The sequence below is a fragment of the Hydrogenophaga laconesensis genome, from assembly GCF_031457235.1.
In the GTDB taxonomy this organism is placed as follows: domain Bacteria; phylum Pseudomonadota; class Gammaproteobacteria; order Burkholderiales; family Burkholderiaceae_C; genus Hydrogenophaga; species Hydrogenophaga laconesensis.
In genome coordinates this window covers 38,573-59,604 of the sequence record NZ_JAVDWE010000015.1, presented here as the reverse complement: position 1 = coordinate 59,604, position 21,032 = coordinate 38,573, and the positions used below count along the sequence as shown (strand labels likewise).

The following is a 21,032-nucleotide window of genomic DNA, read 5'->3' as shown; positions in this document are numbered from 1 at the left end:
CTAGTGCACCGTGCAGACCATGCAGGGGTCGAACGAGCGCACGATGTGCTGCACCGCCACCGGTGTCTTCTCGCCCTCGCGCACCGGCGCGTTCACCAGCGCCTGTTCGAGCGCGCCCGGCGTGCCGGCCGCGTCACGGGGTGAGAAGTTCCAGCTCGTGGGCGCGACGATCTGGTAGTTGGCGATGCGGCCGTTGCGCACCACCACCCAGTGGCCCAGGCTGCCGCGCGCGGCCTCCGACAGGCCGATGCCGCTGCCCTCGTCGGGCAGGTGGGACGGCACGCAGAACGGCTCGGTGGGTTGCAGCGCGCGCAGCCAGTCTTCCATCATCGGCACCACGCGCGCGAGTTCGAGAGAGCGCGCGAGCACGCGGGTGTACACGTTGCCGCCGTGCCGCGCCACCGCGTCGCGCACCAGCGGCTGGCCCGAGGCGAGCTGGCGCGCGATCGCGCCGGTCTCCACCACCTCGCCCGCCAGGCGCGGCGCCTTGTTCCAGGTGTAGCCACGCGCCTTGTCGGGGTCGGGCCGGGTCTGGCCCTGCAGCGGGTGCAGCGGGCCCGGGCCATCGGCCAGCCAGGCGTGCGTGGCGTCTTCGGTGATGGCGGCCGCGTCCACCGCGTCGAGCCGCGCGGCGTCGGCGCGCCACACGCCGCCGGGCAGCGCGTGGCCACCATCGGGTTGCGCGTAGGCGCCGTAACTCAGGTAGCGGCCCGGGCCGGGGCCGAGCAACTGCAGCTTCAGGTCGTGCACCAGCGTGAGGAAGAAGCGCAGGTCGCCGCCCAGGGGGGCCTGCGCGTGCCAGGCCCACAGCGCGTCCTCGCTGTCCAGGCTGGTGACGGCCTCCAGCGGCGCGGCGAACAGCTGGCGTTCGAGGAAGGCGCGGAACTCGCGCACGCGCGCGAGCAGGCGCACGCGCTCGGCCGCGTCGATGGGGCGCGTGCTGCCGCCCGGCTCGATGGACTGCGTGTGCGGCCATTTGCCGCCCAGCGTGCCCAGCAGCGTGAACCAGCGCTGGCGCGCCGCCGTGGCCGCGCGCACCTGCTCGCCGTGGTTCGGTGCGAAGCGGCGCACCGCCTCGGCGTGCCAGGCGTGGCCGGCGTACACCGGGCGCGCGAAGTCCGGCATGAAGAACAGGTAGAAGTGCGTGAGGTGGTCGGCCAGGTTCTCGGTCGCCAGGATCACGTTGCTCGCGTGCTGCCCGTTGGCCGGCATCGCGATGCCACCCAGGTGCGCCAGCGCGCGCGCCGACGCGACCGACTGCGACACCGAGCAGATGCCGCAGATGCGCGGCACGTACACCAGCGCGTCGTGCGGCGCCTTGCCCTGCAGGATCTGCTCGAAGCCGCGGTACATGGTGGCGTTGACCTGCGCCGAGGCCACGCGGTCGCCCTGCACGTCGAGCTGCACCTCGAGGTCGCCTTCGACGCGGTTGAACGGTCCGACGACAAGACGTGCCCCCACGTTCGCCGCTGCGCGGACTTCACTGCCCCCCAAGGGGGCGCTCGCGCCTTGGGGCGGCCCGGCGTCGCTCGGTCGGCTCATTTCAGCCTTGTCTTGCGCACGGCGGGCTTCACGACGAGGTGATCCGCCACCGCGTTCTGCTTCACGCGTTTGGGCGTGGCGCTCTTGGAGAGCGACGCCAGCGCGACGAACCAGGCCTTGGGCATGTCGGTCGGCAGGCCGATGGGAATGCCGGCGAGCTTGGGCGTTTCGTGGAACGGGTGGCCGGGTTCCTGAAAGCCGGGTTCGGTGCAGGCGATGCAGGCATAGCCACCGCGCGTGCACGAGCCTTCGCCGTTCCACAGCCGCGTGTTGCAGTCCGCGTGCACCTGCGTGCCCTTGCAGCCCATGTGTTCCATCATGCAGCCCAGGTCCGACGGCTTCTCCGCACTCGCCTTGAACTCGTAGTACTCGTTGCGCGTGCAGCCGTGGTGCACCAGCTGGTCGGCGTAGAAGCGCGGGCGGTTGAGCGGGTCGAGCTCGTCGGCGCCGAAGCTGTCGGCGGCCAGCGCCATCAGCGTGTCGATCACCCAGCTCGGGTGCGTGGGGCAGCCGGCGATGTTGATCACCGGCAGGCCGCTGGCCGAGCGGAACGCCGCACCGAGCAGGCCGCCCGGGTGGTCGTCCTCGTATTGCAGGCCGCAGGCGTCGGTGGGGTTGTCGCCGCCGGCGGTGATGCCGCCCCAGGCCGCGCAGCTGCCCACCGCCACCACGTGCTTCGCGCGCGCGCTCAGGCGGCGCACCCAGTCGATCATGGGCAGCTGCGTGCCGGCCAGCATGTGGAAGCGGCCGGTGCCGTTCGGGCCGCGCAGCAGCGAGCCTTCCACGCACAGCGCATCGAGCCGCGTGCGGCCTTCCAGCACGTCGTCGAGCAGGTCCAGCAGTTCGTCGCCACTCTCCATCGAGAGCGAGGGGTGCCACAGCAGGTTCACGCCCGCGTCGCGCAGGTGGCCCTGGAAGTCGGTCGTGTCCGCGCACAGCAGCGACATGCTGCAGCCGCCGCAACCACCGCTTTGCAACCACAGGACATTCAAGGCCATGTCAACCCTCCGGCGAGAAGTGTCTTGTACCAGGAACACCGCGGATCGGGCTTTGCCTGGCCGCAGGTGTTGCCCCCTTGAGGGGGGATGCGGCTACACGCAGTGAGCAAGCGACGGGGGTGGTCATCACTTCTCCAGTCCGAGGCGTTGCATCTTGCCGCGCAGGCCGACGCGAGAGAGGCCGAGCTCCTGCGCCACGCGCGTCTTGTTCCAGCGGTGGCGCTGCAGCGTCTCGCGCAGCACCATGGCCTCGATCACGTCCAGCCGTTCGGCCAGCGTGCCGCTGGTGGGCAGGGCGGCCAGCAGGTCTTCGCCGCCCTTGCCGTGGCCCTGCAGCACGCGCGCGGAGAACGACGCGGCTTCCAGCTCGCGCCCGTCCTGCAGTGCCAGGGCGCGCGCGATCTCGTTGCGCAGCTCGCGGATGTTGCCGGGCCAGGGGTAGGCGAGCAGGCAGGCCAATGTGGCGTCGGGCAGCGCGGCGCCCGGGTGGCCCAGCTCGGTGGCCACGTCCTGCACCAGCTGGCGCGCAATGGGGGGGATGTCGGCCGCCCGTTCGCGCAGCGGTGGCACGGTGAGTGTGACGCCGGCCAGCCGGTAATACAGGTCTTCGCGGAACAGGCCGTCGCGCACGCGCTGCTCCAGGTCGCGGTGGGTGGCGGCAATCACGCGCACATCCACCGGCACCGGGCGCGCACCGCCCACGGGCCGCACCTCGCCTTCCTGCAGCACGCGCAGCAGCTTCACCTGGAACGCGGGCGAGGTCTCGCCGATCTCGTCCAGGAACACGGTGCCGCCGTGCGCGCGCTGGAACAGGCCCGGGTGGTCTTCGTAGGCGCCGGTGAAGGCGCCGCGCTTGTGGCCGAACAGCTCGGACTCGAGCAGCGTGTCGGGAATCGCCGCGCAGTTCTCCACCACGAAGGGGCCGGTCAGGCGCGGCGAGGCGTAGTGGATCGCGCGCGCCAGCAGCTCCTTGCCGGTGCCCGATTCGCCGAGCACAAGCACCGCGATGTCGTAGCGCGCCACGCGCGCCGCCATCGCCGAGACGGCATCGAGCGGGCTGCCCGGCGCACGCACGATGCGGTCGAAGCCGAAGCTGGCCCGCGCGCGGTCGATCTGCGTGGCGGTGCGCTGGCGCAGCACACCGGTGCTGGTGCGCAGCTCCAGGTCGAGCCGGCTGGTCTGGCGCTGCAGCGACTGCGCCTCCACCGCGTTGCGCACCGAGTCCAGCAGGTGGTCGGGCGCCCAGGGCTTGAGGATGTACTGGTAGATGCCGGCCTCGTTGATGCCGGCGATGATGTCCTCGCTGTCGGTGTAGCCCGAGATCACGATGCGCACCGCCTCGGGCCAGCGTTCGCGCACCTCCTTGAGGAAGGCCACGCCGGTGATGCCGGGCATGCGCTGGTCGCACAGGATCACGCTCACCGGCTGGCGCTCCAGCAGGCCGCGCGCCTCGTCGGCGCTGCTGGCAGTGAACACGGTGAAGTCCTCGTCCAGCGTGCGGCGCATCGCGTCCTGCGAGCGCACCTCGTCGTCCACCACCAGCACGGTGGGCAGGGCTTCGGTGGGCAAGGGCGCGTTCATCGGTGCAGGGCCAGATGCCGGGGCGTCCACGCGTGCGGCACCTTGTGCACGAAGTGGTGGCGCGCCACGTGGTAGCTGGGATCGAAGCCGTAGAAATTGCGGTGCATGCGCGCGAGTTCCTGTTCGCGGTGGTGGGCCAGCGGGCGTCGGGCTTCGTCGCGTTCGCGTGCGGCCTGTCGCGCCATCAGCCGGTCCGGCAGATTGTAGGAGGCGGCCATCGCCAGTGCACGCTCCAGGCAGCGGCCCTCGAAGCCCTCGCGGGCGGCCTCGTCGCAATGGTCGATCAGGCCCATCGCGGCGGCCTCGCGCGCCAGCAGGGGAAGTCGGCGCGCCATCAGGTCCTTTGCGCCGGCCTCGCCCAGGCGGCGCGGCAGCAGGTAGGTCCAGTATTCCGATCCGTAGAGGTTGCCCATGTTCTTGTAGTGCGGGTTGAGCACCACGCCACCGTGTGCCCACACCTCGTCGGCCGCGAGCGCCAGGAACGCCCCGCCCGCGCCCGCGTTGCCGCGCAGCACGCTCACGGTGAGGCGATCCGGTGTCTCGATCACGGCGAGCGCCGCGTCGTTCATGGCCTGGATGTTGCGCCACGACTCGTCGGCCGCGCTGTCGCCGCTGCGGTGCGCGGCCGCCTCGATGCGGTTGAGATCGATGCCGTTGCTGAAGAAATCTTCCCCGCCGAGCAGCAACAGCACGCGGGTGGGACGGTCGCGCAGCGAAACCAGCGCCTCGCGCAGGCGTTCGCAGCGCGCGGTGGACATGGCGCCGTTGTGGAAGTCGAAGCGCAGGCAGCCCACGCGCGCGCCATCCAGGCCGTGTTCGGTGTAGCGCAGCTCGCCCCATTCGCTGTCGGGCCGCTGCAGCGGCACGGGCAGGCGGGGCAGGGCGGCGGCTTCGGTGGCGAAGGCCTCGGCCGCCACCTGCTTGAACCCGGGTGCGCCCTCGGCCACACGGCGCGCCTGGCCGATCCACACGCCACCGTCGCGCGTGCGGCGCAACAGTGCGCCATCGCGCACCGCCAGCACCTCGCCCGGTGCGGCGTGCGCAAAGCCGGCCATCACCGCCGCGCTCGCGGCGTGGCCGTCGCCCAGGTGGCAGGCGTGCCCCCAGAGCGCATCGAGCACGCCGGGCTGACCGTCGGCGCAGCGCAACCGCGCCAGCACCTCGGCGGTGGTGTGGCGGCTCCAGTCGATGGCGCGGTCGGCCTGCCGCATCGCGGACCGCCATTGCGCGGCCGGCGGGGCATCGCCCTGGCGTTCCCCGCGCTCGAAACGCTGCAGGGCGGCGAGCGTCGCCTGCAGCGCGGCCTGCGTCACCTCGCGCCGGTACAGGCTGCCTTTGCTCGCCTCGCGCAGGGGGAACACGGCGTGTGCCCACACCGGGCCGGCGTCGAAATCGGCGTTGGCCTGCAGCACCGTCACGCCCCATTCGCGTTCGCCGCGCAGCACCGCCCAGTCCAGCGCCGAAGGGCCCTGGTCACCCGGCGGCCCGGGGTGGACGACGAGGCAGGTGAGCGCCTGCCACACGCTGGCCGGTATGCGGCGCTTGAGAAAAGGCGCGAGCAGCAGGTCGGGCCGGAACAGCGCCACCGCCTCTTCGGTCACGCGGTCGTTGATGTCCAGTTCCACGCTCACGGTGTGGCCGCGCGCGCGCAACTCGGCGAACAGGCGCTGCGTGAGGCTGTTGAAGCTGTGGCACAGCAACAGGATGCGCAGGCCGCCCGCCGGGGTGTTCATGGGCCTGGCCGCAGCCCCTGCAGTTCGCGCGCGGCGTGCCTGCGGCCCATGTGGGCGGCCAGCCGCGACTCGATGCCATCCAGCGCGGCGTTGAACGCGGCCACCGTGTGCGCGTCGCGCAGCGGTTGCACCACGGCCGGCGTATCGGCGCCGAAGTGCACGGCCAGCCGCGCCAGCGCCTTCCGGCACAACGCGTCGTGCACCGTGGCCGGCAAGGCCGTGGCCGTGGGGGGTGGCGCGGGGGGCGGCGCGGGGGGCGGCGCGGGCGCGGGCACCGGTTCGATCAGCCCCAGCGCCAGCAGCGCCTGCATCTGTTCGCGCACCTGCGGCACGCCACGCGAGGCCAGGGCGCTCACGGTGTCGCTGCCGTTCACCATGATCAGCACCGAGCGCATGGCGGCCGGCACGCGGTCCGAACGCTGCACGACCTCGGCGCGCCCGCGCGCGGTTTTCTGGAACACGGTATTGGGCATCAACTTCCCCTTCCGGCGTGAGATGTCCCCTCCAGGGACACCGAGGGTCCGGCTTCGCCGGCCCCAGGGTGTCGCCCCCCCGGGGGGAGGCGCCAAAGGCGACGCAGGCGGGTCAACATATCCGCGGCAGTTGCTCACCGCTGAGCCAGTCCACCACGCGCCGCCCGCCGAAGCGCGTGGCCATCTGCACGAAGTGGTGCGGGTCGGTGGTCACCTCGCCGATGCGCGCGGCCTCGGCGCCCAGCGGGTGCGCGCGCATGGCGGCCAGCACGGCGTCGGCCGCTTCGGGCGCGCACACGGCGACCAGCTTGCCTTCGTTGGCCACGTACAGCGGGTCCAGCCCGAGCAGTTCGCAGGCCGCGTCCACCTGCGGCCGCACCGGGATGGCGGCCTCCTGCAGCAGCATGCCCACGCCCGACTGTTTCGCGATCTCGTTGAGCGTGGTGGCCAGGCCGCCGCGCGTGGGGTCGCGCAGCACGCGCACCGCGCCGGGCGCCGCGTGCAGCATGGCGGCCACCAGGGTGTGCAGCGCGGCGGTGTCGCTCTCGATGGTGGTTTCGAACGCGAGCGACTCGCGCTGCGAAAGCACGGCCACGCCGTGGTCGCCAATGGGGCCGGAGAGCAGCAGCACGTCACCCGCGCGCGCGTTGCACCCGGCGATGTCCACCCCCGGTGGCACCACGCCCACGCCGGTGGTGCTGATGAACACACCGTCGCCCTTGCCCTTCTCCACCACCTTGGTGTCGCCGGTGACGATGGGCACGCCGGCGGCGCGCGCGGCCGCCGCCATGGAGCGCACGATGCGCTGCAGCTCGATCAGCGGAAAACCTTCCTCCAGGATGAAGCTCGCGCTCAGCCACAGCGGCGTGGCGCCCGACATGGCCACGTCGTTCACCGTGCCGTGCACCGAGAGGCAGCCCACGTCGCCACCGGGAAAGAAGAGCGGCGACACCACATGGCCGTCGGTGGCCATCACCAGCCGGCCTTCCCCGGCCGGGAAGCTGGGCAGCGGCAGGCGCGCGCCGTCGTCGCCCTGGCGCAGGTACGGGTTGTCGAAGGCAGCGAGAAACAGCTCCTCGATCAGCTGCGCCGCAGCCTTACCACCGGCGCCGTGGCCCATGTCCACGCGGCCGTGCTTGATGTCGAGCGGGCGTGTGTAGTCTTTTTTCATTTCAGCTTTCCAATGCCTCCGGAGCGCCTCCCAGGGGCACCGAGGAACCGGCTTCGCCGGGCCTCAGGTGCCGTCCCCCTCCCGCCGAAGGCGAGAGAGGGGGAAGCCGCGAAGCGGCGCAGGGGGTGATCTCCTGGACATCCCGGAAGCGCCCGTAGGTGTAGTGCGCCGCGCAGGCGCCCTCGCTCGACACCATGCACGAGCCCACCGGGTTCTCGGGTGTGCACACGGTGCCGAAGATCTTGCAGTCGGTCGGCCGCTTCACGCCGCGCAGGATCGCGCCGCACTCGCAGGCCTTGTTGTCGGCCACGGGCCTGTAGTTCAGCCCGAAGCGGCGCTCGGCATCGAAGTCGGCGTAGGCCTCGCGGATCTTCAGCGCGCTGTACGGCACCTCGCCCAGGCCGCGCCATTCGAAGCTGGGTCGCAGCTCGAACACCTCGGACACCATGGCCTGCGCCTTCAGGTTGCCTTCGGAGGTGACGGCGCGCTTGAACTGGTTCTCCACCAGCGCGCGGCCCTCGTTCACCTGGCGCACCAGCATCAGGATGGCCTGCATCACATCCAGCGGCTCGAAGCCCGCGATGACGACCGGCTTGCGGTACTCCTCGGCGAAGTGCTCGTAGGGGCCGGAGCCGATCACGATGCTCACGTGCGCGGGGCCGACGAAACCATCGATGGGCACCGTGCCGTAGTCGCGCACCTCGGGCGATTCGAGGATGTGCGTGATCGCTGACGGTGTGAGCACGTGGCAGCACAGCACGCTGAAGTTGGTGAGGCCTTCGCGCTTCGCGAGCTGCAGCGTGAGCGCGGTGGGCGGCGTGGTGGTCTCGAAGCCGATGGCGAAGAAGACCACCTCGCGTTGCGGGTTCTGGCGCGCGATGGTCAGCGCGTCGGCGGCGGAATACACCATGCGGATGTCGCCGCCGCGCGCCTTGGCTCGAATGAGAGACAGGCTTTCCGATGCCGGCACGCGCATGGTGTCGCCGTAGGTGCAGACGATGGCGCCCTGCGCGAGCGCGAGGCCGATGGCCTGGTCGATGCGGCCGATGGGCAGCACGCACACCGGGCAGCCGGGGCCGTGCACCATCTTCACGTTGGGCGGCAGCAGCTCCATCACGCCGTAGCGCGAGATCGCGTGCGTGTGGCCGCCGCAGAACTCCATGAAGCTGTAGGTGCGGGCCGGGTCGGCCTCGGCGGCGATGCGCGCGCCGATCTGTTGCGCGAGTTCACCGTCGCGGAATTCGTCGATGTATTTCATGGGAGCACCTCCGCCCCCACGCTCCCCACTGCGTGGGGTTCGCTGCTCCCCTCCTCGTTCATGCGCGCCATCTCGGCGAACAGCGCCAGCGTGCGTTCGGCTTCCTCGGGGTCGATGGTGCCGATGGCGTGGCCCACGTGCACGATCACGTAGTCGCCCACCTGCACATCGGCCACCAGGGCGATGGAGATTTCCTTGCGGATGCCACCGAGGTCGACCACGGCCTGGTCGTCGGGTCGAAGCTCCACCAGCCGCGCGGGTATGGCTAGGCACATGGTTGGGTCTCCTTTTCGTGGGTGTCGTTGTTCTGTGGGGTGCCGACTTCGAGCTGCCGCGCCGCCACCCAGGCCTGGCCGAGCGCCAGGCCCGCGTCGCCACAGCCGCTGGCGCCCGGCAGGTGCACCTCGAGGCCGGCGGCGCGCAGGCGCTCGATCACGCGCTCGCGCAGCACGCGGTTGAAGAAGCAGCCACCACCCAGGCACACGGTGCGCGTGCCGTGTTGGCGAGCGGCCTGCGTGGCCCAGTGCGCCAGCGCGTCGGCCAGCGCCACATGAAAGCCCGCGGCGGCCTCGTCCGCACTCGCGGCCGGCACGTCGAGCAGCCGGGCGAACAAGCCGCGCAGGTCGAGCCGGCGCTGGCCGTCGGGCAGGGTGTCGGTGAGCAGCTCCACCAGCGCGTCGGCCAACGGCTCGGGCGCGGGGTGGTGTTCGAGCCAGCGGCGGGCCGCAGTTTCCAGTGCGATCGCGGCCTCGGCCTCGTCGGTCTGGCGCACGCTCAGGCCCAGCGCGGCGGCGGCGGCGTCGAACCAGCGGCCGGTGCTGCTGGTCAGCGGGCTGTTCAGGCCGCGTTCCAGCATCTGCCGCACGCCTTGCGCCGTGGCCTCGCCCACGGCGGGGGCGAAGCGCGGCACGATCTCGGCGCCGCGTTCCAGCGCGTGCAGCGCGCTCGCGGCCATGCGCCAGGGCTCGCGCGCGGCGCGGTCGCCGCCGGGCAGGGCGAGTGGGTGCAGGTGGCCCAGGCGCTGGCAGCGTGCGCCGTCCACCAGCAACAGCTCACCGCCCCAGGCTTCGAAGTCGGTCGCCGGGCCGCCCCAAGACCGGCTGTCCCCCACTGGGGGAACGGGCGAAGCCCGGCAGGGGGAGGCCTGTTTTTCGCCCAGGCCCACGCCGTCGAGCGCGAGGCCGATCACCGGGCCTTGCAACTGGTTTTCAGCGACAACAGCCGCGATGTGTGCGTGGTGGTGCTGCACGCCAATGGCGGGCACGCCCAGCGCGTCCGCGAGTTCCACCGCGAAACGTGTGCTGAAGAAATCCGGATGCAGGTCGTGTGCCACCGCGCGCACCGGCTGGCCGTGTGCACCCAGCAGCGCGCGCGCCGAGGCTTCCAGCGCGGCGCAGGCCGCCGGGTCGCTCAGGTCGCCGTGCACGGCGGACCAGTGGGCCTGCCCCTGCGCGTCGAGCAGGCACGCGGCGTTCTTCAGCCAGGCGCCGCAGGCGATCACGGGCGGGGCGCGGTGTTCCATGGCGTGTCAGCCCGCGGCGCCCAAGGCCTCACGCGTGCGGGCCAGTTCGGCTTCGAGCTGGCGCACGCGTTCGCGCAGCGCGGTCTCGGTGCCGTGGGGTTCATCGTGGTGGTGATGGTGGTCGTGGCCCATGCGGTGGTCCAGCCAGTGCAGCCAGGCGTCCATGCCCTCGCCCGTGGTGGCCGAGAGCTGGATCACCTCGATGCCTGGGTTCACGCGCCGCGCGAGTTCGATGCAGCGCGCCACGTCGAAGCGCACGTGCGGCAAGAGGTCCACCTTGTTGAGCACCATGAGCGAGGCGGCGGCGAACATGTCGGGGTACTTCAGCGGTTTGTCCTCGCCCTCGGTCACCGAGAGGATCGCCACCTTCGCGGCCTCACCCAGGTCCCACACGGCGGGGCACACCAGGTTGCCCACGTTCTCGATGAACAGCAGGCTGTGCGCGTGGTGGTGATGGTGGTGCCGGTGGTCATGGCCGTGATCGTGGTCGTGCTCATGCGTGTGCAACCGCGAGAAGGCCTCGGCCACCATGGGCGCGTCGAGGTGGCAGCCCTTGCCGGTGTTGACCTGGATCGCCGGGGCACCCGTGGCGCGGATGCGGTCGGCGTCGAAGCTGGTCTGCTGGTCGCCCTCGATCACCGACACCGGCAGGCCCGGCGCGTGGGTCTTCAGTGCTTCGATGGTGGCGCACAGCAGCGTGGTCTTGCCCGAACCCGGGCTGGACACGAGGTTGAGCGCGGTCACGCCATGCGCGTCGAAGTGCGCGCGGTTCTGCGCGGCCACGCGGTTGTTCGCACCGAGGATGTCGGTCTCCAGCTTGATCGCGCGCGCCTGGCTCATGCCCGGCACCGACACGCGGGCCGCGCCCGCGCCGAAGTGCAGGTCGCCACTGGCCGGGTTCACCTGCACCGGTGCTTCGGTGGCCGGGGCGTGGTGGTGGTGTTGGTGCGTGGCACCGCTGTCACTGCATCCGCATACGACACACATGTCGGGTCTCCTGTTCTGTCTCGTGAGGCCATTCAATCATCGGCCACCTGCATGTCCAGCACGCGCAATTCGCTGCCGCCGGTCGGTTGCAGGTGAAAGCCACCGCAGGCCGGGCAGGCGTCGCCGCGCTGTGCCAGGGCCACGGTCTGCGAGCAGCCCAGGCACCAGGCCTGGCCCGCGGGTTCTTCGATCTCGATGCGCGCGCCGTCGAGCAGCGTGCCGGGCGCCAGCGCCTCCAGCGCGAAACGCAGCGCGCGCACGTCCACGCCCGCGAGCTGCCCGGCTTCGAGCCGCAGCGCCAGCAGGCGCGTGAAGCCTTCGCGTGCGGCGGTGTCTTCCACCAGCTGCAGCACACCGCCGGCCAGGCTGGCTTCATGCATGGCCCACCTCCTGCGCCTGCGCACGCGGCGCCGCGCGGCGCTCGATGGTGAAGGGCACGCAGGGGTCGAACGCGGCCACCAGCAGGTTCACGCTGCGCGCCAATGTGGCCTCCGGTTGTGCGGGGTCGAGCCGCGCCAGGCGCTGCGCCACTTCGCCCTGCGGGTGGAAGTTCCATTCGGTGGGCGCCACCACGCGGCAGGCCAGCACGCGGTGCGAGGCCGGGTCCACCTCCACCTGGTGCACCAGCAGGCCGCGCGCCATCTCCACCCAGGCCAGGCCCCGGTTCGGGCCGGTGGCCACGGCACCATGGCTCAGGCAGGTGTCGCCGCCGTCCAGCGCGAGCCGCGCCAGTTCGGCCAGGCGTGCGCCGAGCAGCCCCCAGGGCGTGAGCGGCAGGTCTTCGCGGGCCTGGCCGATGCGGCTCCAGGGGCCAGTGTGCGCGCAGGCGCCGTGCCACAGCGGGCGCAGCGCGAAGGCCGGCCTGTGTGCGAGCGTGGCGCCCAGCATGCGCAAGCTGATCGGGTCGGCGTGCGGGCGCAAGGCGTTGTCGGGTTGCAGCGCGGGGCCGGTGTCGGCTGGCCGTGCGTGGCGCAGCGCCTGGGGAAGCCAGTGTTCATGGCGTTGTGCCCAGGTGTCGAGCCAGTCGGTGCCGCCCGCGCGCCAGGCCGCGAGCCAGTCGGCCACCGGCCTGTGCAGCAGCGCGTGCTGCAGCCAGTCGCGCAGCGCGGGCCAGGGGTCGGTGGCGTCCTGCCGGGGTAGCGGGCAGGTGCGCAGGTCGGTGGTGGCCTGCGTGGCGAGCGCGGGCGCAAGCAGGAGCGGCCAGTCCAGGCCGATGCGGCGGACGTGCTCCATCGCCGTCTCGCGGCGCAGGCGTTCGGCCACCGCCTCGGGTGGCGGCAGCAGGCCGGGCACGGCCGCGTCGATCGCGATCTGGCTGCACAGGTGGTGCGCGTGGCCGCACAGGTTGAACAGGCTGGCCATCAACCCGGGCAGCCGCGCCGCTGGCACGCCGTGGCCCATGCGCGAGGCCCAGTCCTGGCGCGAGCTCTGCAGGCCCAGCGGTGGCGGTGCCCCGGGCGTGACGCGCAGCGCGCCGGCCAGCTGCTGCAAACCGCCGAGCGCCACGTCGGTCATGCGCGGCCCCCGAGGAAGAAGGCGCGGCGCGCCGGCACCGGCTCGCGCACGGCCGGTGCCGGCGCCGCAACCGGCGCGGGCCGCGTCAACGCCAGCGCCTCCCGCGCGGTCTCGCGCGCCAGCGCCTGCGTGGTGAATTCGCCCATGGGCGAGAACAGCGCGCAGGTCTCGTGGAAGCCCACGGCGGGGTCGTGCGCGCCGATGAAATCGAAACGCTCGCTGCCGAACGCGTGCACCGTGCTGCGGCCCACGCGGTGGCCGTGCGGCAGCGGCTGCGCGGGCAGGCGCACCAGGCTCATGAACCACGGCGTGATGAGCACGCCCTCGGCCACCGGTTCTTCGGCATCCGCCGCACTCCACTCGAAACCCACCGCCTCCACCTGCAGCGCTGCGTTGAGCAGGGGAATGCCCTGCATGCGCTCGACCTGCACAAGGCGGTAGAAGTTTTCGAGCGCGAGGACGCGCTCCTCCAGCACATGCCGCGGAACCGGCTGGGCCGGGCCGCTGGCATGGCCCCCCTGCAAGGGGGAAGACGCGAAGCGGCGCAGGGGGTGTTCCTGTGTCATGGCAGCAGAAGGAACTGATCGGGCTCGCAATCGCAGTTCGGGCAGCGCCAGTGCGCCGGCAGGTCGGCGAACGGCGTGCCGGCGGGAATCTGCCATTGCGGGTCGCCCGTGGCCGGGTCGTACACCCACCAGCAGATCTTGCATTCCAGGCGCGAGTCCGGCCGCAGCACCTCGCGGTTGCCGAGGTAGGAGCCCTCGAAGCCTTCGAAGTGGTCCACCTTCATTCCCCTTCGAGGTACACCATCACCTCGCGCAAGCGGTCGTGCGAATCGCGCAGGTCTTCGGGTGCGGCCATGGCCACCTCGGGCATGTCCACCACCTCCACCGTGTTGAGGATGACCTTGTCCATGGAGTTGTAGTACACCACGCGCCAGCAGTTCGGCAGGCGCGTGTTCGAGATGCGGCAGTTGCCGTAGCCGCGCGAGAGCATCAGCACGCGACCGGTGCCGAGCTGGTGGTCCAGAAAACCGATGTCTTCCGGCGACACCGGCAGCAGCGTGAGGTTGACCACGTGCGGCACCTGGCCGGGCCGCCATTGCGCCACCTGGTCGCGGATCTCGTCCACCAGCAGCGGTGCGTTCTGCACGTTGGGGGGCAGCTCGCCGCGCCACTCGGGCGGCGTGGTCCACACGTCCTCGGCGGCGATGGTCGAGAACAGCGACGGCACGGGGCCGACCTCGATCGCGTCGTCCACCAGCACCAGCACCGGTTCGTCCGCGCCTTCGCCGCGCCGCCAGGTCATGAGGCGCCACACGCCTGCGAACACCGATTCCTGCACGCGCACTTCCAGGTTGCCCGCGCCGAGTTGCACGATGGCGCTGGCCTCCCCCTCGCCCAGCACCTGGTTGATGATCTGGAAATCGCGCGGGGCCAGCTGGCCCAGCCGCACCATGCCGGGCGCACCGCCCTCGGCACCGCGTTCGAGCAGCGCCAGCACCTGCTGCAGCGCGCTGCGCGCCTGGTCCAGGCCCGCGAGTTCCTCGGGCTCGGGCAGCACCGGTGGGCGGTAGGTGGTCATGTCCTTGGGCATGGGCATGTAGTCGAGCGTCTCGTCCTCGGTGTGCGTGCCGGGGCCCAGGGCCACGAGGGGAATGGGAAATTCTTTCATGGGGTGTCCTTGGAAAAGAGTCAGTGGCAGCCGCCGGTGTCGCTGGAAGAGGTCTTGCTCACCACCGGAATGCCGATGGTGGGTGGGCGCGAAGGGGGCATGCGCAACGCCGCGTCCACGCCCTGCAGGTACACGTCCCAGTCCTGCATGCCGGCGATGGCGGTCACGTACTGGCCACCGCGGAAGAACAGCAGCGAAGGCCAGCGCTGCGAGCCGTAGCGGCGCGCCACCGCGTCCTCGCTGTCGCGCGGCACGGCCGCCACCTCGAAGCGTTGCGGGAACACCTTCATCAGCTCGGGCAGCACGGCCGCCACGTCCTGCCCTTCGGGAAAGCGCACCGCGTCGCCCGCGAGCAGCAGCACGCGGTCGCCGGGCAGCGCGGTCCAGTCGGCCACGCTGGTTTCGTCCACCAGCGCGGCGCCGAAGTCGCGCACCAGGCGCATCACCAGCGGCGCGGCAGGGTCGGTGCTGGGCGGGGTGACGGCCAGCGGCTTGAAAACGGTCTCTGTGCTCATGAAAGGTCTCCAGAAAGAATCAGTGGCCAGCGAGCTGGCGGAGTTGTTCGGCGCTCATGCGCGAAGGCAGTTCGAAGCCGGCGTCAGCGCCCGCGCCATCGCCCTGCATGGCGCCGAAGACGAGGTCCAGCGTGGCGTTCACCTCGGCGGCGCGTTCGGCGTCGATGCGCTCGCGCGCATCGCCCAGGAACACCAGCAGCCAGTCGCCAGCGGCCACGTCGCCCACCAGCGCGGTGTTCACACGGCGGCGCTCGCCGCGCCCCTCGCACAGCGCGTGGCCGGGTTCGGTGCCGGTGACCTGCATGGGGATGCCGATGCACATGTCAGTGCCTCTCCACCGGTTGCTGCAATTCATCGTGCGAGGACATACCGTCCAGGGATACCGCCGGGCCGGCTTTGCCGGACGGCTGGTATCGCCCCCCTGGGGGGGTGGCGCGCAGCGACGCGGGGGGGAGAAACCTGTCATCGCCGTCGCGGCAGGCGGCCGTGGGCGAAGGGCGCTGCGTTTCGTAGGCGGCGAGCGCGAGCTCGTCCATGGTCACCGTCTCGCGGCCACGCAGGGGTTCGGTGCGTGCCACCGGCTGGCCGCCCCAGCGCGCGATCTCGTCCACGCCGAGCGCCAGGGCTTCCTCCATCGCGGCCTTCACCACCGGGCGCAGGCTGCCGCCGTAGTCTTCCAGCTCCTGCGGCTGGCAGCCGATGAGCAGCACGCGCGACGGGTATTTGCCTGTCAGCTGGGCGAGCGACAGCACCTCCTGGAAACCGGTCTGGTGCAGGCTCATCTTCTTGGCGCCCATGAAGCGCGGCACCTCGTCGTCGCGCACCAGCTTCAGCGTGCCAGGCGCCAGGCCGTAGTCGATGGCGTCGAAGATCAGCAGGGCGTCCGCTTCCTGCACGTGCTGGATGAGGTACAGGCCCTGCGTGCCGCCGTCCACCAGCGACACGTGCGGCGCGAAGGCGTGGCGCTGCTGCAGGGCCTCCACACAGCGCACGCCGAAGCCTTCGTCGGCCCACAGCAGGTTGCCGATGCCGAGCACGCAGATGGAAGAAGGCAGGGTGTCACCACCGGGGTGACAGGTCGATTCGGGCGAGGTGGGGCGCATGGCGGGACTCACTCGGAAAATCAGTTGGAGAAGGGGGAAGGCGCGGCCCGGCGGGCCGAGGGCTGCGCTGCGCGTGGCATTGAAGACTGCACTGCGCGCAGTCGCTTCCACGCGTGGAAGCTGTCCCAGGCGGCCTGCTGCGTGAGCCAGAAGGCGGCGTCCACGCTGAAGACGCGCGCGCAGCGGATGGCCGTGTCGGGCGACATGGCCCGCTGGCCATGCACCAGCTCGTGCAGCCGGCGGCGCGACATGCCCAGCAGCCGCGCGGCCTCGCTCTGGTTGAGCGAGAGCGGCAACAGGCAGGTGCGCGCCAGCAGCCGCCCCGGGTGCGTGGGCACGCGCAGCGGCACGCCCACCGGTGGGATCGCCGATGCAGCCAGCAACGAGGAACGTGAGCGAAGGCGCGACATGGTGAAGAAGCAGAACGAGAGAAGTGCCTTGAATCCAGAGGTGCCGAGGAACCGGCTTCGCCGGGCCTCAGGCACCGCCCCCCTGAGGGGGGTGACGCCGAAGGCGGCGCGGGGGGTTATTCCTTGAACGTCCGATGACCGGAAATCATCGTGCTCACGATGCTCTGGCGGCCCATGATGTCTTCGCGGATCGCCGCGTAGATGTGCAGCATCACGAACACCACGATGCCCCACATGCCCATGCGGTGCCAGGTGTGCACGTCCTGGCTCTGGCCGAACAGCGGAATCACCCAGCCGAACAGGTGGTCCTGCCACGAGCCGGCCTGCGAGCCTTCGCTGTACAGCGCGAAGCCCGTCACCACCATGAAGATCGAGAGCAACAGGTAGAAGAAGAACATGGCGAAGCGCGCCAGCGGGTTGTGGCCCACGTACTGGTTCGGCTTCGGAATGAGGAACAGGTACCAGCGCAGCATGTTGAACACCTCGAGCCAGTACGCTTTCTGGAACACCGGCACCCAGAACAGTTCCTTGGCGTGGTGGTTGCCCACCAGGGCCCAGTACGCGCGCACCACCAGGCCGATGGCCATGATGTAGCCCGCCGCGAAGTGCGCGAAGCGGATGTAGCCCATAAGGTAGTGCGCGCTGGCCTCGCCCGGCATGGTGGGCAGCGGCTGGCCGATGAAATAACCGGTGACGCACAGCACCGTGATGGAGAGCGCGTTGATCCAGTGCCAGAGGCGCACCGGCGCCTCGTACACATAGACCGAGCGGATCGTCTGACCCTGCTGCAGTTCCAGCGCGTCGCGCTCGGCGCCGGTTGGCACGTGGTGTTGGGATGTGGCGGACATGGTGATGACCTCCTGGTGTGAAGAAGGCTCAGGCCGCGAGTTGCCCGAAGAGGTACAGGCCCGCCGCGCTCAACAGCGCGCCCAGCCCACCCAGCACCACGCCGCTGCGCGCACCCAGCCAGCGCTGGATGCCCAGGCCGACGCCCACGCCGCCCAGGTGCAGCAGCGCGGTGGTGAACAGGAAGCCCACCGCGTAGCCGGCGAAACCGCTCTCCGGCGTTTCGGAACCGTGCGCCAGGCCGTGCAGCGAAGCGGCGGCCGCGATCAGGCCCAGGCCAATGGCCGGCGCCGCAGTGCGGCGCGCCAGCAGCAGCATGGCGCCGAACATCACCACCGAGAGCGACACACCGTGTTCCAGATAAGGCACGGTGAAGCCCAGCATGCCCAGCGTCGCGCTCACGATGAGCGCGAGCAGGAACGCGGCCGGGCCCTGCCAGGCCTTGTGGGCCGGCAGCGCCGAGACCGACCACACCCCCACGGCCACCATGGCCAGCAGGTGGTCGGCGCCAAAGGGGTGCACCAGGCCTTCGAACAGGCTGCTGGTGCCATGGCCGGTGTGGGCCTGCGCGGCGCCAGCCAGGCCGGCGAGCAGGGTGGCGGCGATCAGGCCGCGCTTGGTATTGCGGTTCATGGAAGTCTCCTCGTTGTTCTGTCGGGTCAGCGCACGGTCACTCTGCTCATCTCCTGGCCGTCCTCGCTCATCACGTGCGTCGAGCAGGCCAGGCAGGGGTCGAAGCTGTGCAGCGTGCGCAGGATCTCCAGCGGCTGTTCGGGGTTGACCATCGGCGTGTTCATCAGCGACGCTTCGAACGCGCCGATCTGGCCTTTGTGGTCGCGCGGCGAACCGTTCCAGGTGGTGGGCACCACGCACTGGTAGTTCTCGATCTTCCCGTCCTTGATGCGGATCCAGTGGCCCAGCATGCCGCGCGGCGCGGCCACCGTGCCCACGCCCTTGGCCTCCTTCGGCCAGGTCTTCGGGTCCCACTTCTCCACGTTGGCGGTGCTCGAGTCACCCGCCTTGATGTTGCCGACCATCTGCTTGAAGTCGTCCATCATCATCTCGGCGGCGTACTGGCTTTCCAGCGCGCGTGCCAGCGTGCGGCCGATGGTGGTGGGCAGCAGCTGCTTGGCGGTGTACTTCGTCTCGGGCAGGCCCAGCGCTTTCGGAATGCCGCTGTTGATGGCCACCGCCGCTTCGTCCACCTGCTGCTTCACGCGCTGGCAATACTTGTTGCCCTGCATGGCGTGCGCATAGCCCAGGATGTAGCGCGAGAGCGGCCCCACTTCCACCGCATGGCCGCGCCAGCGGGGCGACTTGATCCACGAGTACTTGGCCGATTCGTCGAGCTGCTCGATCTTCGTGCGCGTGCCCTTGAAGTTCGGGCCTTCGGGCTTGTAGTTCGCTTCGGTCACGCCGTCCCAGGGGTGCAGGCCCTTGGTTTCGTCGCCGTACTTGTACCAGCTGTGCGTCACGAACTCCTGCACCTGCTCTGGGTCGCGCGGGTCGATCTCGTGGATCTTGTTCCAGTCGCCATCCAGAATCACGCCGCCCGGCAGCTGGTGCGTGCTGTGGTCGTAAGGCACCTTCTCATAGGTGCCGTAGTCCGCCACGTTGGTGGCAGAAAGGCCGCCGCCGTACAGCCAGCCCGCCTGCTTGTAGATGGTGCCGATGGCCAGCACGTCCGGCACGTAGACGTTGTTGTTGAAGTCGATCATTTCCTGGATGCGGGCCTGAACGAAATTCAGCCGCTCCATGTTGATCGGGGCACCGGCGGCGCCATCGCCGTCGATGTTGATCGCGCAGGGCACGCCGCCCACCAGGTAGTTCGGGTGCGGGTTCTTGCCGCCGAAGATGGTGTGCACCTTCACCCATTCCTTCTGCAGGTCCAGCGCCTCCAGGTAGTGCGTCACCGCCATCAGGTTCGCCTCGGGCGGCAGCACATAGGCCTTGGAACCCCAGTAGCCGTTCGCGAACGGGCCGAGCTGGCCGCTCTCCACGAACTTCTTCAAACGGTTCTGCACGTCACGGAAATAACCCGGCGACGACAGCGGGTGCGAAGGCGACACCATGTGCTGCAGGTCGCTCGTCTTCTTCGGGTCCGCCTTCAGGCACGACACCACGTCCACCCAGTCCAGCGCGTGCAGGTGGTAGAAGTGCACCGCGTGGTCGTGCACCTGCAGCGTCTTGGCCATCATCTCGCGGATGAGGTGGGCGTTCAGCGGAATCTTGATGCCCAGCGCGTCTTCCACCGCGCGCACCGAGGTGAGCGCGTGGCAGCCCGTGCACACGCCGCAGATGCGTTCCACGAACGCCCAGGCGTCGCGCGGGTCGCGGCCTTTCAGAATCACCTCCAGCCCGCGCCACATGGTGCCGGTGGACACCGCGTTGCGGATCACGTTGTTGCTGTCGAGGTTCACCTCGCAGCGCATGTGGCCTTCGATCCGCGTCACCGGGTCGACGACGATGCGCCGCCCCGTGTTGTCCATGCGGAAGCCTTGAGTCTCGTAAGCACCCATGTTCTTGTCCTCGTTCTCGTCGTGGGGTCAGTGGTTCGCGGGTGCGTCGGCCTTATGGCCCGTCTTGCCCTTGCGGCTGTCGCTCGCGCGCTTGGCCACCGAAATGGCCGCGTGCGCCGCCACCGCCGCGCCCACCACGCCAGCGGCCGTCGCGCCGATCTGGTCTGCGTTGGCCTCGATGCCGAAGGCGTGGATGTCCGTCAGGCGGTCGTAGAACGAACCCTTGTCCCAGAAGCCGTCTTCCGAACAGCCAATGCAGCCGTGGCCCGCCTTGATGGGGAAGCTCGTGCCCTCATTCCACTGCACAGTGGAGCAGGCGTTGTACGAGGTGGGGCCCTTGCAGCCCACCTTGTAGAGGCAGTAACCCTTGCGCGCCGAGGCGTCGTCCCACGCCTCCACGAACTGGCCCGCGTCGAAGTGCGGGCGGCGGTAGCACTTGTCGTGGATGCGCTGGCTGTAGAACATCTTCGGCCGGCCCTGGCGGTCCAGCTCGGGCACGCGGTCGAAGGTGAGCATGTAGGTGATCACGCCCGTCATCACCTCGGGAATGGGCGGGCAGCCCGGCACCTTGATGATGGGCTTGTCGGTGATCACCTTGTGGATCGGCGTGGCCTGCGTCGGGTTCGGCTTGGCCGCCTGCACGCAACCCCACGAAGCGCAGGAACCCCAGGCAATGATGGCCTTGGCGTCCTTCGCCACGTGCTTGAGCTTTTCAATGAACGGCTTGCCCGACTGGATGCAGAACATGCCGTCTTCATTCAGCGGCGGGTTGCCTTCCACCGCCAGGATGTACTGGCCCTTGTACTTGGTCATGATCTCTTCGAGGATCGCCTCGGCCTGGTGGCCGGCGGCGGCCATCAGCGTGTCGTCGTAGTCCAGCGAGATCATGGAGAGCACCACGTCCTTGGCCAGCGGGTGCGCGCTGCGGATGAACGATTCGGTGCAACACGTGCATTCCAGCCCGTGCAGCCACAGCACCGGGGTGCGCGGCTTGTTTTCCATGGCGTGCGCAATCTGCGGCACGAAAGAAGGCGCCAACCCCAGCGAGGTGGCCGTGAGCGAGCAGTATTTGAGAAAGCTGCGGCGCGAGATGCCTTTGCGGCGCATGACCTCGTAGAAGGTTTCCATGACGGGATGTCTCCGGTGCTTTGTTAGGGGCGGGGCGACGCTGCTTCGCAAGTCGTG

Annotated in this window: 22 protein-coding genes and 1 pseudogene; all 23 read right to left on the bottom strand. The window is 70.3% G+C overall.

Annotated elements, in window-relative coordinates:
* Complete coding sequence (locus tag J2X09_RS21720) at positions 1–1,542, bottom strand: nickel-dependent hydrogenase large subunit (protein ID WP_204735544.1); 1,542 nt, start codon at positions 1,540–1,542, stop codon at positions 1–3.
* On the bottom strand, positions 1,539–2,540 hold the full coding sequence (locus tag J2X09_RS21715) for an NADH-quinone oxidoreductase subunit B family protein (protein ID WP_204735545.1): 1,002 nt from the start codon (positions 2,538–2,540) through the stop codon (positions 1,539–1,541). The genes J2X09_RS21720 and J2X09_RS21715 overlap by 4 nt, the downstream gene beginning before the upstream one ends.
* A 126-nt stretch (positions 2,541–2,666) precedes the next feature.
* A complete protein-coding gene (locus J2X09_RS21710; RefSeq protein ID WP_204735546.1) occupies positions 2,667–4,121 on the bottom strand; it encodes a sigma-54-dependent transcriptional regulator in 1,455 nt (484 codons plus the stop codon).
* Positions 4,118–5,854, bottom strand: a complete 1,737-nt coding sequence (locus tag J2X09_RS21705; protein ID WP_204735547.1) for an enoyl-CoA hydratase-related protein — start codon at positions 5,852–5,854, stop codon at positions 4,118–4,120. Before J2X09_RS21705 ends, J2X09_RS21710 begins: the two co-directional genes overlap by 4 nt.
* A complete protein-coding gene (locus J2X09_RS21700) occupies positions 5,851–6,327 on the bottom strand; it encodes a hypothetical protein (protein WP_204735548.1) in 477 nt (158 codons plus the stop codon). Before J2X09_RS21700 ends, J2X09_RS21705 begins: the two co-directional genes overlap by 4 nt.
* 112 nt (positions 6,328–6,439) lie before the next feature.
* The gene (gene hypE / locus J2X09_RS21695) at positions 6,440–7,498 is read right to left on the bottom strand and encodes a hydrogenase expression/formation protein HypE (protein WP_204735549.1); all 1,059 of its coding nucleotides are present in this window, start codon (positions 7,496–7,498) and stop codon (positions 6,440–6,442) included.
* A gap of 1 nt (position 7,499) precedes the next feature.
* Positions 7,500–8,756: a hydrogenase formation protein HypD gene (gene hypD / locus J2X09_RS21690; protein ID WP_310309370.1), complete on the bottom strand. Its 1,257-nt coding sequence runs from the start codon at positions 8,754–8,756 to the stop codon at positions 7,500–7,502.
* A complete protein-coding gene (locus J2X09_RS21685) occupies positions 8,753–9,031 on the bottom strand; it encodes a HypC/HybG/HupF family hydrogenase formation chaperone (protein ID WP_204735550.1) in 279 nt (92 codons plus the stop codon). The genes hypD and J2X09_RS21685 overlap by 4 nt, the downstream gene beginning before the upstream one ends.
* Entirely contained in the window at positions 9,022–10,278 is a 1,257-nt protein-coding gene (locus J2X09_RS21680) for a Kae1-like domain-containing protein (protein WP_204735551.1), read from the bottom strand. Before J2X09_RS21680 ends, J2X09_RS21685 begins: the two co-directional genes overlap by 10 nt.
* A 6-nt stretch (positions 10,279–10,284) precedes the next feature.
* Positions 10,285–11,265, bottom strand: a complete 981-nt coding sequence (gene hypB / locus J2X09_RS21675) for a hydrogenase nickel incorporation protein HypB (RefSeq protein ID WP_204735552.1) — start codon at positions 11,263–11,265, stop codon at positions 10,285–10,287.
* A 32-nt stretch (positions 11,266–11,297) separates the two neighbouring features.
* Positions 11,298–11,645, bottom strand: a complete 348-nt coding sequence (locus J2X09_RS21670; protein WP_204735553.1) for a hydrogenase maturation nickel metallochaperone HypA/HybF — start codon at positions 11,643–11,645, stop codon at positions 11,298–11,300.
* Entirely contained in the window at positions 11,638–12,780 is a 1,143-nt protein-coding gene (locus J2X09_RS21665) for a hypothetical protein (protein ID WP_204735554.1), read from the bottom strand. Before J2X09_RS21665 ends, J2X09_RS21670 begins: the two co-directional genes overlap by 8 nt.
* Entirely contained in the window at positions 12,777–13,346 is a 570-nt protein-coding gene (gene hybE / locus J2X09_RS21660; protein WP_204735555.1) for a [NiFe]-hydrogenase assembly chaperone HybE, read from the bottom strand. Before hybE ends, J2X09_RS21665 begins: the two co-directional genes overlap by 4 nt.
* Entirely contained in the window at positions 13,343–13,570 is a 228-nt protein-coding gene (locus J2X09_RS21655; RefSeq protein ID WP_204735556.1) for a rubredoxin, read from the bottom strand. Before J2X09_RS21655 ends, hybE begins: the two co-directional genes overlap by 4 nt.
* Positions 13,567–14,454 (bottom strand): hydrogenase expression/formation protein, encoded by an 888-nt coding sequence (locus J2X09_RS21650; RefSeq protein ID WP_204735557.1) that lies wholly within the window; start codon positions 14,452–14,454, stop codon positions 13,567–13,569. The genes J2X09_RS21655 and J2X09_RS21650 overlap by 4 nt, the downstream gene beginning before the upstream one ends.
* A 20-nt stretch (positions 14,455–14,474) precedes the next feature.
* Entirely contained in the window at positions 14,475–14,969 is a 495-nt protein-coding gene (locus tag J2X09_RS21645; RefSeq protein ID WP_204735558.1) for a thioredoxin domain-containing protein, read from the bottom strand.
* 19 nt (positions 14,970–14,988) lie between these two features.
* On the bottom strand, positions 14,989–15,291 hold the full coding sequence (locus J2X09_RS21640; protein ID WP_204735559.1) for a HypC/HybG/HupF family hydrogenase formation chaperone: 303 nt from the start codon (positions 15,289–15,291) through the stop codon (positions 14,989–14,991).
* 127 nt (positions 15,292–15,418) lie between these two features.
* A pseudogene (locus tag J2X09_RS21635) lies at positions 15,419–16,072 on the bottom strand (HyaD/HybD family hydrogenase maturation endopeptidase); the annotation flags it as partial.
* A gap of 20 nt (positions 16,073–16,092) precedes the next feature.
* Positions 16,093–16,482, bottom strand: a complete 390-nt coding sequence (locus J2X09_RS21630; protein ID WP_204735561.1) for a HigA family addiction module antitoxin — start codon at positions 16,480–16,482, stop codon at positions 16,093–16,095.
* 116 nt (positions 16,483–16,598) lie between these two features.
* Complete coding sequence (gene cybH / locus J2X09_RS21625; RefSeq protein WP_204735562.1) at positions 16,599–17,330, bottom strand: Ni/Fe-hydrogenase, b-type cytochrome subunit; 732 nt, start codon at positions 17,328–17,330, stop codon at positions 16,599–16,601.
* A 28-nt stretch (positions 17,331–17,358) separates the two neighbouring features.
* Positions 17,359–17,961, bottom strand: a complete 603-nt coding sequence (locus J2X09_RS21620) for a HupE/UreJ family protein (RefSeq protein WP_204735563.1) — start codon at positions 17,959–17,961, stop codon at positions 17,359–17,361.
* Between the two features lie 26 nt (positions 17,962–17,987).
* The gene (locus tag J2X09_RS21615; RefSeq protein ID WP_204735564.1) at positions 17,988–19,847 is read right to left on the bottom strand and encodes a nickel-dependent hydrogenase large subunit; all 1,860 of its coding nucleotides are present in this window, start codon (positions 19,845–19,847) and stop codon (positions 17,988–17,990) included.
* Positions 19,848–19,874: 27 nt separating this feature from the next.
* Positions 19,875–20,975: a hydrogenase small subunit gene (locus J2X09_RS21610; protein WP_204735565.1), complete on the bottom strand. Its 1,101-nt coding sequence runs from the start codon at positions 20,973–20,975 to the stop codon at positions 19,875–19,877.
* Positions 20,976–21,032 lie beyond the last annotated feature (57 nt).

What these genes read in the sequence shown, in the direction of transcription:
- hypE (WP_204735549.1), bottom strand. Translation starts at nt 7,498, where the DNA reads ATGAAAAAAGACTACACACGCCCGCTCGACATCAAGCACGGCCGCGTG.
- J2X09_RS21670 (WP_204735553.1), bottom strand. Translation starts at nt 11,645, where the DNA reads ATGCATGAAGCCAGCCTGGCCGGCGGTGTGCTGCAGCTGGTGGAAGAC.
- J2X09_RS21715 (WP_204735545.1), bottom strand. Translation starts at nt 2,540, where the DNA reads ATGGCCTTGAATGTCCTGTGGTTGCAAAGCGGTGGTTGCGGCGGCTGC.
- hypD (WP_310309370.1), bottom strand. Translation starts at nt 8,756, where the DNA reads ATGAAATACATCGACGAATTCCGCGACGGTGAACTCGCGCAACAGATC.
- hybE (WP_204735555.1), bottom strand. Translation starts at nt 13,346, where the DNA reads ATGACACAGGAACACCCCCTGCGCCGCTTCGCGTCTTCCCCCTTGCAG.
- J2X09_RS21700 (WP_204735548.1), bottom strand. Translation starts at nt 6,327, where the DNA reads ATGCCCAATACCGTGTTCCAGAAAACCGCGCGCGGGCGCGCCGAGGTC.
- J2X09_RS21610 (WP_204735565.1), bottom strand. Translation starts at nt 20,975, where the DNA reads ATGGAAACCTTCTACGAGGTCATGCGCCGCAAAGGCATCTCGCGCCGC.
- J2X09_RS21720 (WP_204735544.1), bottom strand. Translation starts at nt 1,542, where the DNA reads ATGAGCCGACCGAGCGACGCCGGGCCGCCCCAAGGCGCGAGCGCCCCC.
- J2X09_RS21630 (WP_204735561.1), bottom strand. Translation starts at nt 16,482, where the DNA reads ATGTCGCGCCTTCGCTCACGTTCCTCGTTGCTGGCTGCATCGGCGATC.
- cybH (WP_204735562.1), bottom strand. Translation starts at nt 17,330, where the DNA reads ATGTCCGCCACATCCCAACACCACGTGCCAACCGGCGCCGAGCGCGAC.
- hypB (WP_204735552.1), bottom strand. Translation starts at nt 11,265, where the DNA reads ATGTGTGTCGTATGCGGATGCAGTGACAGCGGTGCCACGCACCAACAC.
- J2X09_RS21620 (WP_204735563.1), bottom strand. Translation starts at nt 17,961, where the DNA reads ATGAACCGCAATACCAAGCGCGGCCTGATCGCCGCCACCCTGCTCGCC.
- J2X09_RS21640 (WP_204735559.1), bottom strand. Translation starts at nt 15,291, where the DNA reads ATGTGCATCGGCATCCCCATGCAGGTCACCGGCACCGAACCCGGCCAC.
- J2X09_RS21705 (WP_204735547.1), bottom strand. Translation starts at nt 5,854, where the DNA reads ATGAACACCCCGGCGGGCGGCCTGCGCATCCTGTTGCTGTGCCACAGC.
- J2X09_RS21665 (WP_204735554.1), bottom strand. Translation starts at nt 12,780, where the DNA reads ATGACCGACGTGGCGCTCGGCGGTTTGCAGCAGCTGGCCGGCGCGCTG.
- J2X09_RS21680 (WP_204735551.1), bottom strand. Translation starts at nt 10,278, where the DNA reads ATGGAACACCGCGCCCCGCCCGTGATCGCCTGCGGCGCCTGGCTGAAG.
- J2X09_RS21710 (WP_204735546.1), bottom strand. Translation starts at nt 4,121, where the DNA reads ATGAACGCGCCCTTGCCCACCGAAGCCCTGCCCACCGTGCTGGTGGTG.
- J2X09_RS21615 (WP_204735564.1), bottom strand. Translation starts at nt 19,847, where the DNA reads ATGGGTGCTTACGAGACTCAAGGCTTCCGCATGGACAACACGGGGCGG.
- J2X09_RS21655 (WP_204735556.1), bottom strand. Translation starts at nt 13,570, where the DNA reads ATGAAGGTGGACCACTTCGAAGGCTTCGAGGGCTCCTACCTCGGCAAC.
- J2X09_RS21645 (WP_204735558.1), bottom strand. Translation starts at nt 14,969, where the DNA reads ATGAGCACAGAGACCGTTTTCAAGCCGCTGGCCGTCACCCCGCCCAGC.
- J2X09_RS21685 (WP_204735550.1), bottom strand. Translation starts at nt 9,031, where the DNA reads ATGTGCCTAGCCATACCCGCGCGGCTGGTGGAGCTTCGACCCGACGAC.
- J2X09_RS21650 (WP_204735557.1), bottom strand. Translation starts at nt 14,454, where the DNA reads ATGAAAGAATTTCCCATTCCCCTCGTGGCCCTGGGCCCCGGCACGCAC.